The following is a 15,028-nucleotide window of genomic DNA, read 5'->3' on the forward strand; positions in this document are numbered from 1 at the left end:
AGGGGCCATCCCCTCTTCCTGACAGGGGAGACAAGGGTGGCCCGGCGTTCGCAATGAGGGTGGGAGTGATGCTCTCCGCCCTCACCGTCGCCGCCGCCGTCGCCCTGGGTTCTCCCGCTCTCGAGACGGGAGGACCGCTGGAGCTGGCGCGCTTCGCCGGCCACGTCGTCGCCTGCACGGAGGACGGCCTGGAGGTGCTCACCTCCTCCGGCAAGCCCGTGCGCGTCATCTCCACCGAGGAAGGGCTGCCGAGCCCCTTCTGCCTCGCGCTGGAGGTCGCCGGGGAGCGGCTCTTCGCGGCGACCGACCTGGGCATCGTCTCGCTGGATGCCTCCTTCCGGGTAGAGCCGGTGCTCGACGTGCGCTGGCATGCGCTGCCCGACGCGGAGGACGCGAGCGAGGCCGAGTACGTCGAGCGGCTGGACGCCCTGGCGCGGACGCTGCCCTCGGATGCGACCTACACGGTGCTGACCTCACGCCATGCGGGCACGGCGGACGGGCGCGTGCTGGAGTTGGGCACCCACCGGGTGTGGAACGTCGACGGTCCGGTGCTGGCCGTCGAGGAGGACCACCGGGGCGTGCGGGTGGCGACGGAGGACGGGGTGTTCCTCATCGACACCGAGGGACGACTGGCGACGCGGTAGCCCTCGCGCTCCCACGCGAAAGCGAGACATCATCAGCCGATGGCTCAGGTCGGGTCCGTATGCCCATGGAGGGCAGGTCGGGCCAGCGCCCTCTGGGAGCCACGGATGGGCAGACGCGCGATGCATGGACGGCAGGCGGCACTGGTGGTGATGCTGGCGGGGCTCTGGGCGTGTGGCGGCGAGGACGCGGTGAAGCGGGAGGGCTTCGGCGGAGAGGTCGTCCAAGCAATCTGCGCGCGGGCCCAGCGCTGTGGCGAGTACGCCCGCGCGAGCGCGTGTGAAGAGGACATGCGCCGCCGGGGACTCGACGCCTATATCGGGCTGGGGACGCGCTACGACGAGTCGCTGCGCACCGGCCAGCTCCGCTTCGACGAGGGGGCCGCCCGGCGCTGTCTGGACTCCATCAGGGAAGGACGCTGTGAGCAGCCCACGCTGTCCGATGCCGCGTGGCAATTCGGAATCGAATACGACGAGGCCTGCCGGGTGCTCGTGGCCCCCGAGTCACCCCAGGACTGTCGGAACCACCTCGACTGCGGCGAGCAGGGGTACTGCGGCCAAACAGCGGAGACCACCTGCGAGGGCGCCTGCGAAACCCGAGGTGCCGAGGGCACCCGAGTCAATCAGCCCTGGCAATGCGCACCCGGGCTCGTGTTCGTGGGCGTGTCGGGCACGTGCGAGCGCCCCCGCGAGGAAGAGGTCTCCTGTGTCGCCCGGCGGGGAGGGACCACCTATTCCCTGCCGTGCGCCCAGGGGCTCTGGTGCGACGCGAATGGTTATCAAACGTGCAAGCGCGTGGGCGCGGAGGGAGACGTCTGCGAGAACCAGGGCTATTACCCGTGCGGTCCCTCCCTGGTGTGCAGCGACAACAAGTGCGTCCGCTACGCGAAGGAGGGCTCGGCTTGCACCGCGGCGACCTATGACGCGAGCATCGGGCGCCTCGTCGACGTGTGCCAGCGGGAGCTCTTCTGCGACGCGATTCCCGACGAGCTGGGGTTGTGTCGTCCGCGCCGCTCGGAGCGTCAGGAGTGTCGCCTCGACAGCGAGTGCGCGGAGGGACTGTGGTGCAAGGATGCGCGCCCCGAGGTGGGCCTTTGGGGCGTCTGCGTGAAGCACGCGGCGCCCGGTGAGGCGTGCGACATCCCAGGCCGGTACTGCTCCAGGGGCTACGGCTGCGCCGAGACGAACGCCGGCATGCGCTGTCTGCCCTTCGTCCGCGAGGGGGAGGCGTGCGGCCCGCTGTCTGGCATCTGCGACACCAACAGCATCTGCGAGGCCCACTGCGTCTCCCACGAGGCCGCGTTCTGCCAGTGAGCGGGTGACGGGCTCGCGGCTCAGGCGCCCTTCGAGGCCTGGGCCCGGGCGGACAGCTCGCGCTCCACATACAGCCGCAGGATGTGCATGAAGTCCTGGGCGTTGGTCACCACGCCGAAGGCCTGGTGCGTGCCCCGGTCCTTCAGCTTGCTGACCACGAACTCGGACGAGTCCACGCAGATGGTGGCCAGCTCCCGCAGCGAGCCGTCCTTCTGCGTGACGAACGCGGGCAGCATGTTGCCGGTGGCGATGGCGTGCAGCGCGGTGGCGACCATCACCGCCATGGTGGCCTTCACCGCGTGACGGCGCATGGCGTCCTGTCCGGCCACGTTGTCCGTCACCACGTCCGGCAGCGGCCCGTCATCGCGGATGGAGCCCGTGAGGACGAAGGGCACGCCGCGTTTGACACACGCGTGCATGATGCCGTTGGTAATCACGCCGGCCTCCACCGCCTTCGCGATGGAGCCCGCGGCGCGCACCTTGTTGATGGCGCGCATGTGCAAGCCGTGGCCTCCGGACGTGGCCTCGCCGGTGCCGCTCATGCCCAGGGTGGTGCCGAAGATGGACGCCTCGATGTCGTGCACCGCCACCGCGTTGCCCGCCAGCAGCGCGCCCACGAAGCCGTTGTCGATGAACCACGTCATGTCCGCGCGCGCCCGCGAGTGCACCAGCGCGGGCCCCGTCACCCACACCGGATAGCCGCCGCGCTCGCGCTCCTCCACCAACAGCCGCGCCATCTGCGCGTAGTCGATGGGCTTCTCGCGAGACACCTCGCTCGTCATGAACTTGAACTCGCCCTCGCCCCCGCCGCCCAGGTACGCCGTGTTCACATAGACGCCCTCGGAGCCGTCCTCCGCGTGCCCCACCACCACGCGCTCTCCGGCGCGGACGCGGCGGCCCTCGCGAATCCACAGCGCGCCCTGCTCGTCCAGCACCAGCGCGCCGTCCATGCGCGGCTCGCGCGGCATCCGCCACTCACCGCCGATGCGCACGTAGGTGGGCAGGTTCGTCGTGGTGAAGAAGCCCTCCGGCAGCACACCGTCCGAGGGCGCCGGCTGGAAGCGCGCGTCCGGACACCGGGAGAACCGCTCGACCGCGAAGTCAGGATGGGGAATGGAGGTGCTCACGCCGGCACCATGCGTGTCCCACCTGCCCGGTTCAAGGACCTTGGCGCCACCACGAGCGGTCCGTCCGGTAGGTGGCAACCCGAAGATTCTCACTCCTGGAGAGAGCAAGCCCGACTCCTGGTACGGCGGCGCTCCGCGCAAGTGCGCGAGACTCGGTGACTTCAGCGAAAGCTCCGGCGAAATACCCCCTCCAAGCAACTCGGGGTCTCAACCTTCGAGAATAGGTGCAAGTCGTACATGAACCTCCTCGGAGCCGTTCTTCCATGAGCTACCGCATCCAGTCCGGCGACACCCTGTCCGCGCTCGCCAAGCGCTACGGCACCAGCGTCGACGCCCTGCAGAAGGTGAATCCGCAAATCAAGAACGTGGACCTCATCTACGCCGGGGACACGCTCAAGCTCCCTGGCGCCACGGACGGCTTCGACTCTCCCTCGGGCCGCACGGGTCCGAACCTCACGGGCGGCGTGAATGGCCCCTCCGGCCCGACGAACTCGGGTGACGGCGTGAAGGGCCCCAATGGAAGCCCGTACGACATCGCCGTCTCTCACCTGAACAAGAACGCGGGCTCCTTGAAGTTGGAGGGCAGCGGCGTGGGCGCGGACATGGAGGACTGGGTCCCCAACAACGTCAACTGCGCCAACTTCGTCTCCGCGTGCCTGGAGCAGGCCGGCCAGATTTCCAACGGCCAGCACGACAACAGCGTGATGGGCCTTCAGAGCAAGCTGGACGCGGACCCGAACTTCAAGCGCGTGTCGCTGCAGGACGCGAAGCCCGGAGACGTGGTGTCCATGAAGGTGGGCAGCGGCCAGCACGTGGTGATGTTCGCGGGCTGGAAGGATGGCAAGGCCCAGTTCATCGGCTCCAACAACGTGAACTCGGATGGCTCGCAGCGCATCAGCTTCAGCAGCATGAACTACCCCATCATGTCGGTTCACCAATACCAGGGCTGAGCCGGCGCTCCGCCGAAGTGCCCCCGGGGCTTCGCCTCCGCCACTCGCGCGGAAGCGAGGCCCCGTTTCACGTCCGGATCACGGCTTCGGCGCGAGCGCCAGCGCGGCCTGGATGAGCGGACTCTTCGCCGCCGACCTACGCCATGCGGCGTGGACGCTCCCCGAGGGCACACCGGGAAGAGGGCGAGACACGACACCAGCCTCGCGAGGCCCGCCCGGCAGCAGTGAGGCGAGCAACGAGTAGCCCAACCCCGCCGCGACGAAGCCGAGGATGGTCTCCGACGAGTCCGCCGCGTGCAGTCGCTTCGGCTTCACGCCCGCTCGCGCCAGCTCTCCGAGCTGAAGCTCTCTCAGGTGTCGGTCCGTGCTGTACGCGATGAAGGCATCCTCGCGGAGCGCGTCCAGCCGCACGCGGCGACTCTTCGCCTGGGGGTGGTGTGAGGGCAGCACCAGGAAGGGATGCGTCCTGCCCACTTCACGCGCCTCCACTTCGTCGGGGACTTCGGGCAGGTGGTCCACCACCAGGTCGGTGTCACCAGAGCTCAGGATGTCCACGGCGGGGACCTTGGACTCGAAGAGGACGACCTCGATATCGGGGCGCTTCGCCTGGAGTCGCCGCAGCCATGCGGGCAGCAGGTGGCGCAGGACATGTCCGGAGGCGTGGATGCGCAGCGTGCCGCCCACCTCGCCCTTGCGCAGCGATTGCACCACGGAGTCCAGTCCCTCCAGGAACGGCGCGACGTGCGAGTACAGCGCGCGGCCCTCGGGTGTGAGGACGACGCGGTCCTTGCCCACGCGCTCGAAGAGGGGGACGCCGACCTCGGCCTCCAGGCGTTTGACCTGCTGATGGATGCCGGGCTGGGTGATGGGATACGGGAATGAGCTGACCGCTCGCGCGTAGCCTTCCGCGCGGGCCACGCGGTAGAAGCCCTCCAGACGTTGGAGTTGAATCATGCACTCCAGGTTATCAATGACGCTTTGATTAGTTCCATGTGCTTTTCGACGGGAAGCGGCATGTTTTCTCCACGTCAGCGAGCCCAGCTCGTTCCCGAGGAGAAAACATGTCCCGCTCCACCCCGAAGGTCGTCGTCGCGCACAGCTCCGCCTGGGTCATCCAGACCTGGCTGTCCTTCGCCCTGTCCGTGGGCGTCACGGCGGTCGGCATCTGGAACCTGCCGCTGGACTCCTGGGTGAAGTCCTTCCTGGGCATGGGCCTGCTGTTCAGCGTGGGCTCCACCTTCAGCCTGTCGAAGACGGTGCGAGACCAGCACGAGATGGACCAGCTCGGCACGCGTCTGGACGAGGCTCGCGTGGCGAAGATGCTCTCCGAGCACGACCCGATTGCCCCGCCGCGGATGTAACGCGCCTCGCGAAAGCGAAGGCTTCAGGGCGCGCCGCGTCCCGTGCGCACGCTGACGAGCGCTTCCTCCAGCAACGGCAGCGCCTTCTCCGTCCACCCCTTCAGCCGCGCGCGAGGGGACAGCGCACGGTGGTCAGGATGAATCAGTCCCACGAGCGTGGCCTCTTCGATGAACTGCGCCTGTTGCTCCGGATTGAGCTCCTCCCAGCGCAAGTCCCGCTCCACGCCCTTGCGCCAGTCATAACCGTCTCGCGAGAGCTGCGCGACGATGGCGGAGCTCATGTACGCGGTACCTCCATGCTGGTGCTGCCACACATGCACCAGCTCGTGCACCAGCAACCCCAGGTCCGTGGGGCCACTCGGCGGCGGGACGAAGACGGTGTCGCCATGCGCGAACGCACGCCCCGACACGCCCAGGACTCCCAGGGGCCCTTCCTTCAACCGCACCGCCGCGTAGTCCACGCTCGCGCCAAAGATGGGGCGCAGCAACGTCACCTCGTACCCCGACAACCGGCGCCCCACGGGCTCCATCCACAACAACACCTGCACCGCGCTCACCACGCGGCCCGCCAGCATCAGGAACACGTCCACGGGAAGCTGCGCCACGCGCCACAGCCCACGTCGCAGCAGGAAGCGTCCTTCACGCGGACGTCCCCGGACATACAGGGCCACTCCACCGACGAGGCCCGTGAGCACCACGCGCAGGCCTCGCGCGACACCCACCGTGGCACTCACCACGCCCGTGAGCAGACCCCGGCCCGCGTCCACCAGCCGCGTGGCCAGCGAGGAGACCACCACCCTCATGGGATGAACCTCAGAGTCCCGCGGCGGCTCGAAGCGGAGCGCTCAGCCCCAACGCGGACTCCACCATCGAACGCATCGACCCCGGGCGCCACGGACGCGCCAGCGCGAAGTGCGTCAGGCAGGCGCCGCTGAACGCCTCCGCCAGCTCCGGGCAGAAACGCGAGGACACCAGGATGCGCGGGCCCGCGAAGTCCATCTCCACCAGCTTCGCGAGGAACGCGTGCGCCGCGTCGCGCTCCGCCGAGTCCAGCACCAACACCACCGCCGCCGGCACCACGCCCATCTCCAACCGCCGCGTCGCCGACGCGATGCCCGTCGCGTGGATCAACCCCACCACCGGCGCCAGCTCCCGCCCCATGGCCAGCCGCAGCAACGGGGACTCGGACACCACCATCACCGCGGGGGCATCCTCGGACGCCATGGCGCGGCGCGTCTCGTACACCTCGACGGCATCCACATCCCTCATACGAGGCGCGGGGACGGACTGGAGCAGACGCGGCTGAATGGTGGTGGCGGGGGGCACGCATCGAACAATAACCAGGAATAGCGGAAATATCAAACTACACTTCAACTATCCGAGTAGTCCGCTCTGGGTGGACTCGATGACCCACCCATGGCCACACGGTATAGACCCGAGGGCCATGGATTCCTGTTCAGTGAGTCATGAGCAACCCAGACATCACTTCCTGCGCTGCGGCATGGGCGCGCGTGGGGGCGGGTTCTCCCAGGGCTCCAGTTCCTCGAGGAGTGGCCTCAGCGCGGGCAGGTCCGTGGATCCGCCGTGCTCCAGCGCGTGGACGAGCAGCTCGGTGAGCGAAGGGCCCACGACGGGGATGTCCGTCGCGCACTGGCGGGAGCGAAGCGGCGGCGTCACCCGCTCGAGCTCCAGCATCACCTCGTCCTCGGGCCGCTTTCCGGGAGGCAACGACAGGGGCTCCAGCGCGTCCGAGCGCAGGCGCACGTAGCAGTGCGGACGACGGCCGCTGCAGTAGCGCAGCGCGAGCACCGTCCCGTCCGGCAGGTCGACGAGGCACCGCACCGGCACGACGTGCTCTCCGTCCGCGACAACCGGAATGTGGACCTCGGTGTGCTCGGCCGTGGAGCGCAGGCGCCAGGGCTTCGTGTCCGGGAAGAGCGTGGCGCATTTGACGTGGTCATAGAGCGCGTTCAGCTCGGCGACGCCCTGGTACGTGGAGGACCCGGTGGCGCGAGTCACGGAGTGCTCGGCGACGATGCGCTCGATGACCTGGGACATGGAGGCGTGGGACCTGCGCACCAGCACTCCCGCGCGAGGCACCAGCGCGCCCTCCGAATCCACCGCCACCGCGAGCACACCCGCCTCCAGGGACCACGTCTCGCGCCAGTCTGACGTCACAGCCGAGAGCTGGAGCGGAACGCAGGACAGTCCGGAGGGCGCCTCATGCAGCGCGAGGCCGGGTCCCATGAACCAATCATCGTCATCCCGGTCGACCAGCTTCATCATGTCCGCGTGGGACTGCTCCAGCATGGGGTTGCGTTTGTCGAAGCGCCCGATGTTCTGCACATACGGGAACAGCCGCGTCACCCAGCCTGACGCGCGGTCCCAGCCATACGCCCGACGCGGTTTGTACAGCTCCGACCAGAGCTCGCGGTCCGGTTGGCCTTCCGAGGCGCGCACGAACTCATCGGCAATCGGGATGAGCGACGAGGTCCACCAGCCCAGGTCGAACTCGGCGAGGACGTCGATGCGGCGGCGGATGGCCCGCCAGTCCTCCGGCGTGCCGAGCAGGGTGATGCGAGGGATTCCACACAGCACGGAGAGGGCGAAGTCGAAGTACGGGGACATCGCGTCCATCAACACCACGTCCCCCGCCATACGCTCCACGTCGGTGCTGGTGGAGAAGTCACACGACAGGAGCCGGGGGAGTCCCGGCCCCAGCTCCTCGCGGAGCAGCTCACGGAACGCCGTGAGGGTGGAGCGGAACTCCTCCTCTGTCCGGGGGGCCGCGGGGACATCCACCGTCAGCGTCTTGCGGCCCACGTGTCGGACGAGCCGGCCTCGCAGTGCATCGGAGTGGAGGCGGATGTGGTGGGCGAACCCCTGGGCCAGGGTGAGCCACACCACGTCTGGGGACAACACCAGGGGGCGATGCTCGGCGAAGGCGATGTGGACGGCGGCGAGCAGCGGGTGCACCCCCTCGGGGTCCACCACCCGGGTCTCCGCGGCCGGGGCCAACCACAGCGCCTCACCGACCAGGGTCCCCAGGGGTACGGTCTCCAGGGGAGTCACGGCCTCTTCGACGGAGTCCACTGCGAAGGTCGTCATCGGTACGTCCCCTCGTCACGGTGTGTGGAAAGAAGCCGCCACCCGACGCCGGCTTTCACGCCCACCTGACAGGACGCTCGGCACGCCACGGCTTGAGATACAGCAGCGGCCCCTCTTCGCAAGGAGCCGAGGCCATCCGGCCGCGAACTCAGCCCTGGAGGGAACGAACGAGCTCGGGGAGCATGACACGGCGCCGCCGACTCCCAGTGACACAAGTCACCGTGCTGCCGGAACCAGCGTCAGCTCCGCGATTTCGGGAGAAGGCCCCAGCCGCAGCGGTGGCCCCCAGTAGCCGGTGCCCCGGTGCGTGTACACGCGCACGCCAGAGACGGTGGCCAACCCCCGCACCACGGGCTGCTGCAGCTTGATGAAGAACATGAACGGGAACACCTGCCCACCATGCGTGTGTCCGGAGAGCTGCAGGTCCACGCGCACGCCCGACTGGGCCACCTGCAGCGCCGACCTGGGCTGATGCGCCAGCAACACCACCGGCACGCCCTCGGGCGCCCCCGCGAGCGCCGCGTCGGGGCGACTCGCGTGTGAAGGCACGATGTGCCCCGCGTTGAAATCCGTCACCCCCGCGACGACGAGCCGTGCCCCATCTCTCTCCACCACGCGGTGCGTGTTGCGCAGCACCGTGAGCCCCAGCCGAGCGACCTCCGCCTCCCACGCGGGACCGCCGTGGTAGTACTCGTGGTTGCCCGTCACGTAGAACACGCCGAGTGACGCGCGCAGCTCCGCCAGCGGGCGTACCTCCTCGCGCAGCTCCTCCACCCCACCGTCGACCAGGTCTCCCGTCACGGCGATGATGTCTGGCTTCAGCGCGTTCACCTGCTCCACCACGCGCCGCAGCCACCGCCCATCCAACGTGGGCCCCACGTGGACGTCTGAAATCTGCACCACCCGCAGACCGCCCAGTCCCGGCTGAAGCCCCTTCACCGGCACCGTCACCCGCTCCACCGTCGCCTTGCCGCGCGCCGTGACGAACGCGAACACCACCGCCGGCACCGTCACCGCGCCCACGATGCCGGCCTTCCAGCGCGCCAGCGCCAGCGCATCCGTCACCACGCCCGTCCACCCCAGCACCGCGCCGACGACGTCCGCCATCACCACGGCGCTGAGCAGGATTCCGAAGCTCCCCAGCCACACGTACGACGTCCACATCAACGCGCGCCGGGCCGGCGTCGGCTCGCCACGGCTGCCCATGAGTCCGGCCGGTATCGACACGAACAGCAGCACCATCAGCGCCACGCCCAGCACGCCCCAGGGTGAAGGCCACGCGGGGCTCACGAACAGCCTCACCGCGAGGTACGCGTGCAGCGCGCCTATCACCGTGAGGATGCCGCCCAGGGACATCAGCCAGCGCAACACCTGCCTGGGAGCCGCGCGCGGCGCCCGCCGTGACTCTTGCTCCACGCCTTCCGACGACAGCTCCGCCACGGCCAGGACCTCCGAACAGGGTGACTCTCACCCGGTGGGGACGCGGAGCATAATGGCCGCCTCCGTCGCCTGCCCGGCAACCCGCGCGGCTGCTCGTTAGTGTGGGGACCCGGAGACCCACATGCGCCCGCACCGCCTCGACAGTCCCTGGCAGAGCTGGATGGTGGCGACCGCGCTCGTGCTCGGTGGGCTCGGGTGCTTCGCCGGCGGGGTCGCCTGGGTCTCCCGCTCGCTCTTCCACGACATGGAGCAGGAGCTGCGCCGCAACGACGTCCACCGGCTCGCGCTGCACACGGCGGAAGCCAGCCCGCTCGCCACCGAGCGACTGGGCACCCCGCTGACGAGCAGCTTCCTCACCCTGCGCGCCCACGGCGCCACGACGGACGAGGGACGGGTGGACTTCGACCTGACCGTCCAGGGCCCGCTTGGCCGGGGCGTCCTCGAAACCCAGGTGGCCTACACGAAGGGCCTCTGGACGCTGCGCAGACTGGTGCTGCGCCCCGAGGGCGGTGATTCCGTGGAGCTTCCCGCCGGAGGCAGCACGCCCGCCCTGCCTGCGGACTGAGCACACGGGGTGTCCTCGCTGCCTACCTTGAGGGGCATGAAGACCACGCGCCTCCTTGCCCTTGGACTGCTCGCCTGTGGCCCTGCCCTGGCCGCGCCAGCAGCGGACTCCCTCAACTTCCGGACGAAGGACCGCTCCGTCACCGTCCGCGTCGCCGACGACCAGCTCTCCAGCGCGGACGTCCAGCTCTCCTTCAAGGAGGACGACACCGTGCGCGGTCAGGCCTTCGGTCGCCCCGTCAACCTCACCGTGAAGGACGACACCATCCGCGGCAGCTATGGCCAGCGCCCCGTGAATCTCAATGTCACGGACAAGGAGGACACCCTCGACGCCACCGGAACCTTCGGCGGCCAGGTCACCAGCTTCCAGGTGAGCCCCCAGCAAATCACCGGCACCGTGGGCGCGTGCAGCTACGAGCTGCTCATCACCCGCCATGACCGCTACGAGGGCTACCGCACCTGCGGCGGCAAGCTGGACAAGAGCGTCTCGCTGACCATCCCCTCGTCGCTCGCGGACGATGACGAGGAGCTCGTCACCGCGCTGTCCATCCTGCTGGCGCAATAGCCGCGCTGTGACTCCGTCTGTCTCAAGCATCGCTCGGAGGCCGGGACGTGTTCCGGTGTGCTCGCGGGTTGAGCGATGCAGCGGGGCGGCTATGGTGCGCCGTCCCTTTCCGACTGACGACGACGGAGCGATTCCATGGCGCAGATGCACGAGGTCGACTTCCACATCTACGGCGATGACCTGCAGTTCGTGGAGGTGGAGCTGGACCCTCAGGAAGCGGCGGTGGCCGAGGCCGGCACCCTCATGTACATGGAGGACGGCATCGAGATGGAGACCATCTTCGGTGACGGCTCGGAGAAGAAGAGCGGCTTTCTGGGCTCGCTGCTCGGCGCGGGCAAGCGGCTGCTGACGGGCGAGTCCCTCTTCACCACCGTCTTCCTCAACCGGGGCGGCGGCAAGCGCAAGGTGGCCTTCGCGGCGCCCTACCCCGGCAAAATCATTCCGGTGAATCTGCGTGAGCTGGGCGGTGAGTTGATTGCGCAGAAGGACAGCTTCCTCGCGGCGGCCAAGGGCGTGTCGCTGGGCATCGCCTTCCAGAAAAAGCTGGGCACCGGCCTGTTCGGCGGAGAGGGCTTCATCATGCAGCGCCTCCAGGGTGACGGCCTCGCCTTCATCCACGCGGGCGGCACGCTGCGCGAGCGCACGCTGGGCCCCGGTGAGCTGCTGCGCGTGGACACCGGCTGCATCGTCGCGTTCCAGCCCACCGTGGACTACGACATCCAGATGGTGAGCGGCATCAAGACGGCCTTCTTCGGCGGCGAGGGGCTCTTCTTCGCCACGCTGCGCGGGCCCGGCAAGGTGTGGCTCCAGTCGCTGCCGTTCAGCCGCCTCGCGGGCCGCATCCTCGCCGCCGCGCGTCCAGGTGGCTCGCGCGAAGAGGGAAGCGTGCTGGGCGGCGTCGGCCTGGGCTCGCTGCTCGGCGGCGACGACTAGGCTTTCGCGACCACGGCGGGCCTCGCTTCCCACGGCGGGAAGCGGGCCCTTCGCCGTGACTAACGCTTGCGCCTGCGCAGCAGCGCGGCCAGGCCCGCGAGCAGGGTCCATGCGCCCGCCGCGCCCACGGGAGACGCGCCGCAGCCGCCGCAGCCCACGTCCAGCGCGGTGGGGCCACGCACCTCGAAGGCGGTGTCCGGAGACCGGGGCCCCGGCGTGCCCGCCTCGCCGTTGAGCGAGTACGCCGACACCGCATGCGCCCCCGAGGAGAGCGCGCTGTCGGCGGGCACGACGTAACGGAACGTGCCCGTCGAATCCGCGACCACCGTGGCCACGCGGGTGCCATCGACCTCGAGTGACACGGAGGCACTGGCCTGAGCGACGCCCGCGAACAACGGCGTCGGGTCCACCAGCTCGCCTTCCGCGGGCACCACCAGCACGGGCATCTCGCGAGTGACCACCGTGCCGCCATCTCCCGAGCCGGCGTCCGAACCCGCGTCCGAGCCGGCGTCCGAGCCCGCATCCGGGCCGGCGTCCGAGTCACCGGCGTCCGGCACCGTCGGCGTGCCCGCGTCGTCATCCGCCAGCGCGACTTCGAAGACGGTGTTGGGAGAGTCGGGTCCGAAGTCGCCTTCGCCGTGCCCGTGCGCGTTGACGCGGTGGGGGCCCGGGTCGAGCGGTGCGTTCGCGGGAATCTGGTAGCGGAAGCGACCGAAGGCATCCACGGGGACGATGACCTCGTCGCGATTATCCACGTAGATGCCCACCGTCAGCGCATTGAGCGCCACGCCCGCGATGTACGGCGTGGGCCCCAACACCTCGCCCGCCTCGGGCACGACGATGATGGGCTGGGGAATCGCGGCGGCGGCGGCGACCGTGAAGTTCACGGACCCGGGCCTGCTGTAGGCACCCAGTCCCTCGGAGACAGCGGTGACGGTGTGCGTGCCCGAGGACAGCGCGGGGAGCGGCTCGTCGACCTCCGCGGAGAAGCTGCCGTCGGTGCTCGACGACACCTGGGCAATCTCGACACCGTCGACGGTGATGATGATGCGCAGGCCCGGGTCCGCCACGCCCTCGATGACCGGGCGCGATGACACATCCACCGCATTCGCGAGCGGAAGGGTGATGGTCGGCGTGGCGGGCGTGGCGTACCCATAGGTGAACACCCTCGCGGTACCGCCTCCACCGACGCCCGCGCCATGCGTGGGCCCGTGAGTGCCGGCGCTGGCGGACGTCGTCCCCGCGGCGCCTCCCGAGGACACCATGGTGCACGACACCGGCGTGCCGTTCAGCAACACATGGCCGCCCGCGCCTCCACCGCCGGGCCCGAGCTGGAAGGACTCGGCGAGCACGTTGCCACCATTCCCACCTCGCACCTCGACCTGGCCGCAGTTCAGCGCGGCGGCGGTCCTCACGATGACGGAGCCACCCGCGCCTCCCCCTCCGGCGCCGTCCTCGCCACTGGCCGCCACCGAGGGCATGCCATTGGCGGTGACGCGGCCGGTCCCCGAGACGTTGGACGCACGGAAGAACACGATGCCACCGCCCGCGCCTCCGCTGCTTCCCACGCCGTTGTCACCTTCACCCGCGCCGCCACCTCCGCCGAAGAGGAGGGCATCGACAATCGAGTACTCCATCAACGCGCCGCCCAGGCCGCCCACATCGCGCGAGCCGTCCAGGAAGGAGGAGCGTCCGCCGGTTCCACCGAAGGCCCGGTGCCCACCGCCGCCGCCGCCCGCGTTGTTGCAGTTGCCGCCGCCCCCCGCGTTGACCAGGTTGCCGCGCCCGGAGGCCGGGCCGAAGCGCCCCACCACCACGCCCTCGCCCTTGTGGGAGCCACCCAGGGTGGTGGAGAGGTCACCGCCCTCGCAGGCCGTGCGGGAGGTGTTGTTGGTGAAGGCCCCGCCCCGGAAACCCGCGCCGTCGGCCTGGATGACGCCGTTGTTGATCAACGCGCCCGAGGCGAGGAAGGCCAGGATGCCTCCGCTGTTCCCATCCCATGCAACCGGCACGAGCGAGCCGGCGGCCGTCACGGTGACGTTGCCGTACTCGGGCACCGTCACGACCTGCGCGCCCGGCGAGGTATAGGCGTACATGAGCGGCGCGGTGAGCCGGAGCACCGTGGGGCTGCCGACCACCACCGTGGATACGCGCGCCAGCTCCCAGCGCCCCACATTCCCGGGGTCCACCGGGCCCGTGCTGCCCGAGGGGGTGCTGGCCGGGAAGCCCATCGTCTGGTGCACCATCACCAGTCCGCCCGTCGGAGGCGCCGTGGAGGTCTCCACCGAGAGCGAGGTGTCACCGCGCCGCGCTCCGGTCGGCAGCCGCATCGCGGTGTTGATGATGGTGCGCGCGGTGTTGACGGTGAGGGCGCCGTTGCGACTGGTGCCGAGGCCGAAGGAATCCGGCTCGGCCAGGACGGAGGAGGACCACAGCAGCAGGAGCGGGAGGCAAGGCGCTAAACGCATGTGCCCCTATGCTGCCCCAGAACCTGGGACTCCCGCGAGCGCGTGTGGGGTCCTATCTGGCGTCAGTCGACCGGACGCGTCAGGGCCCGAGCGTTGCGGGGGGCGAAGAAGGGCTGACGCACGAGGCGTGGAAGGGTGCGCTTGTCGACGCACCAGAGCTGGAGCGCGTCCTCCCATTCGCCCAGTTCGGCGATGGCGCGCACGTCGGCGGCGTCGCGGTAGAGGTCATTGAGGTTGTGGACGAGGGCGGAGAGGTCCTCCACCTCCCAGCGCTCGGTGACGTCGCCGGCCTGGACGTGCAGTTCGAGAACGGGGCGCTCGCGGACGTCCACGACCTTGAGGTTCCGAGCCGCGCCACCCATGGCCAGGGTGAGGGGCCCCATGAGCTCATCGGGGCGGACGCCGTAGGCGACGGAGAGGCCACCGACGAGTTGCCCCGCGTCACACAGGCGCAGCAGGGAGACGTGGGGCGGCTCGCCACGGGGGAGCAGCTCCGTGGCGGCGTCGCGGTCCTTGAGGAGCCGCTCTCGGGTGAGCATGTCGAGCAGGGAGGACAT

General features: G+C 69.6%; 15 protein-coding genes. 7 read left to right on the plus strand and 8 right to left on the minus strand.

Features of this window, described 5'->3' with window-relative positions:
- Positions 1-65 precede the first annotated feature (65 nt).
- On the plus strand, positions 66-644 hold the full coding sequence (locus G4D83_RS06300; RefSeq protein WP_163863724.1) for a hypothetical protein: 579 nt from the start codon (positions 66-68) through the stop codon (positions 642-644).
- Between the two features lie 105 nt (positions 645-749).
- Positions 750-1,955: a Dickkopf N-terminal cysteine-rich domain-containing protein gene (locus G4D83_RS06305; RefSeq protein ID WP_163863725.1), complete on the plus strand. Its 1,206-nt coding sequence runs from the start codon at positions 750-752 to the stop codon at positions 1,953-1,955.
- A 20-nt stretch (positions 1,956-1,975) separates the two neighbouring features.
- On the opposite strand, the gene G4D83_RS06310 is transcribed toward G4D83_RS06305, so the two are convergent.
- A complete protein-coding gene (locus tag G4D83_RS06310; RefSeq protein ID WP_163863726.1) occupies positions 1,976-3,082 on the minus strand; it encodes a putative NPN-dependent ornithine cyclodeaminase in 1,107 nt (368 codons plus the stop codon).
- Positions 3,083-3,345: 263 nt separating this feature from the next.
- On the opposite strand from G4D83_RS06310, the gene G4D83_RS06315 reads away from it, so the two are divergent.
- The gene (locus tag G4D83_RS06315; RefSeq protein WP_163863727.1) at positions 3,346-4,032 is read left to right on the plus strand and encodes a LysM peptidoglycan-binding domain-containing protein; all 687 of its coding nucleotides are present in this window, start codon (positions 3,346-3,348) and stop codon (positions 4,030-4,032) included.
- A gap of 78 nt (positions 4,033-4,110) precedes the next feature.
- Here the strand turns inward: G4D83_RS06315 and G4D83_RS06320 are convergent, their stop codons facing one another.
- Positions 4,111-4,986, minus strand: coding sequence for a LysR family transcriptional regulator (locus G4D83_RS06320; RefSeq protein WP_163863728.1), 876 nt, complete (start codon positions 4,984-4,986; stop codon positions 4,111-4,113).
- Between the two features lie 107 nt (positions 4,987-5,093).
- On the opposite strand from G4D83_RS06320, the gene G4D83_RS06325 reads away from it, so the two are divergent.
- On the plus strand, positions 5,094-5,393 hold the full coding sequence (locus G4D83_RS06325) for a YiaA/YiaB family inner membrane protein (RefSeq protein WP_163863729.1): 300 nt from the start codon (positions 5,094-5,096) through the stop codon (positions 5,391-5,393).
- 23 nt (positions 5,394-5,416) lie between these two features.
- Here G4D83_RS06325 and G4D83_RS06330 read toward each other — a convergent pair whose 3' ends face one another.
- The 4 genes from G4D83_RS06330 to G4D83_RS06345 form a co-directional block, all read right to left on the minus strand.
- Positions 5,417-6,196, minus strand: a complete 780-nt coding sequence (locus tag G4D83_RS06330) for an eCIS core domain-containing protein (RefSeq protein WP_163863730.1) — start codon at positions 6,194-6,196, stop codon at positions 5,417-5,419.
- Between the two features lie 10 nt (positions 6,197-6,206).
- On the minus strand, positions 6,207-6,653 hold the full coding sequence (locus G4D83_RS06335) for a hypothetical protein (RefSeq protein WP_240356188.1): 447 nt from the start codon (positions 6,651-6,653) through the stop codon (positions 6,207-6,209).
- A 222-nt stretch (positions 6,654-6,875) separates the two neighbouring features.
- Positions 6,876-8,501 carry a DUF4419 domain-containing protein gene (locus tag G4D83_RS06340; RefSeq protein WP_163863731.1) on the minus strand — a complete coding sequence of 542 codons (1,626 nt, stop codon included), beginning with the start codon at positions 8,499-8,501 and terminating at the stop codon, positions 6,876-6,878.
- Between the two features lie 216 nt (positions 8,502-8,717).
- The gene (locus G4D83_RS06345; protein WP_163863732.1) at positions 8,718-9,941 is read right to left on the minus strand and encodes a metallophosphoesterase; all 1,224 of its coding nucleotides are present in this window, start codon (positions 9,939-9,941) and stop codon (positions 8,718-8,720) included.
- A gap of 121 nt (positions 9,942-10,062) precedes the next feature.
- Here G4D83_RS06345 and G4D83_RS06350 point away from each other — a divergent pair, with 121 nt between their 5' ends.
- From G4D83_RS06350 to G4D83_RS06360, 3 genes are all read left to right on the plus strand, one after another.
- Positions 10,063-10,506, plus strand: coding sequence for a cytochrome c oxidase assembly factor Coa1 family protein (locus G4D83_RS06350; RefSeq protein ID WP_163863733.1), 444 nt, complete (start codon positions 10,063-10,065; stop codon positions 10,504-10,506).
- 36 nt (positions 10,507-10,542) lie between these two features.
- Positions 10,543-11,070 (plus strand): hypothetical protein, encoded by a 528-nt coding sequence (locus tag G4D83_RS06355; protein ID WP_163863734.1) that lies wholly within the window; start codon positions 10,543-10,545, stop codon positions 11,068-11,070.
- Positions 11,071-11,205: 135 nt separating this feature from the next.
- Positions 11,206-12,003: a TIGR00266 family protein gene (locus G4D83_RS06360; RefSeq protein ID WP_163863735.1), complete on the plus strand. Its 798-nt coding sequence runs from the start codon at positions 11,206-11,208 to the stop codon at positions 12,001-12,003.
- Between the two features lie 59 nt (positions 12,004-12,062).
- On the opposite strand, the gene agmC is transcribed toward G4D83_RS06360, so the two are convergent.
- A complete protein-coding gene (gene agmC, locus G4D83_RS46765; RefSeq protein ID WP_163863736.1) occupies positions 12,063-14,471 on the minus strand; it encodes an adventurous gliding motility protein AgmC in 2,409 nt (802 codons plus the stop codon).
- A gap of 62 nt (positions 14,472-14,533) precedes the next feature.
- A complete protein-coding gene (locus G4D83_RS06370; protein WP_163863737.1) occupies positions 14,534-15,028 on the minus strand; it encodes a hypothetical protein in 495 nt (164 codons plus the stop codon).

It is taken from the genome of Myxococcus eversor, assembly GCF_010894455.1.
Taxonomy (GTDB): Bacteria; Myxococcota; Myxococcia; order Myxococcales; family Myxococcaceae; genus Myxococcus; species Myxococcus eversor.

What these genes read in the sequence shown, in the direction of transcription:
- G4D83_RS06305 (WP_163863725.1), top strand. Translation starts at nt 750, where the DNA reads ATGGGCAGACGCGCGATGCATGGACGGCAGGCGGCACTGGTGGTGATG.
- G4D83_RS06315 (WP_163863727.1), top strand. Translation starts at nt 3,346, where the DNA reads ATGAGCTACCGCATCCAGTCCGGCGACACCCTGTCCGCGCTCGCCAAG.
- G4D83_RS06320 (WP_163863728.1), bottom strand. Translation starts at nt 4,986, where the DNA reads ATGATTCAACTCCAACGTCTGGAGGGCTTCTACCGCGTGGCCCGCGCG.
- G4D83_RS06325 (WP_163863729.1), top strand. Translation starts at nt 5,094, where the DNA reads ATGTCCCGCTCCACCCCGAAGGTCGTCGTCGCGCACAGCTCCGCCTGG.
- G4D83_RS06330 (WP_163863730.1), bottom strand. Translation starts at nt 6,196, where the DNA reads ATGAGGGTGGTGGTCTCCTCGCTGGCCACGCGGCTGGTGGACGCGGGC.
- G4D83_RS06340 (WP_163863731.1), bottom strand. Translation starts at nt 8,501, where the DNA reads ATGACGACCTTCGCAGTGGACTCCGTCGAAGAGGCCGTGACTCCCCTG.
- G4D83_RS06350 (WP_163863733.1), top strand. Translation starts at nt 10,063, where the DNA reads ATGCGCCCGCACCGCCTCGACAGTCCCTGGCAGAGCTGGATGGTGGCG.
- G4D83_RS06355 (WP_163863734.1), top strand. Translation starts at nt 10,543, where the DNA reads ATGAAGACCACGCGCCTCCTTGCCCTTGGACTGCTCGCCTGTGGCCCT.
- G4D83_RS06360 (WP_163863735.1), top strand. Translation starts at nt 11,206, where the DNA reads ATGGCGCAGATGCACGAGGTCGACTTCCACATCTACGGCGATGACCTG.
- agmC (WP_163863736.1), bottom strand. Translation starts at nt 14,471, where the DNA reads ATGCGTTTAGCGCCTTGCCTCCCGCTCCTGCTGCTGTGGTCCTCCTCC.
- G4D83_RS06370 (WP_163863737.1), bottom strand. Translation starts at nt 15,028, where the DNA reads ATGTCCTCCCTGCTCGACATGCTCACCCGAGAGCGGCTCCTCAAGGAC.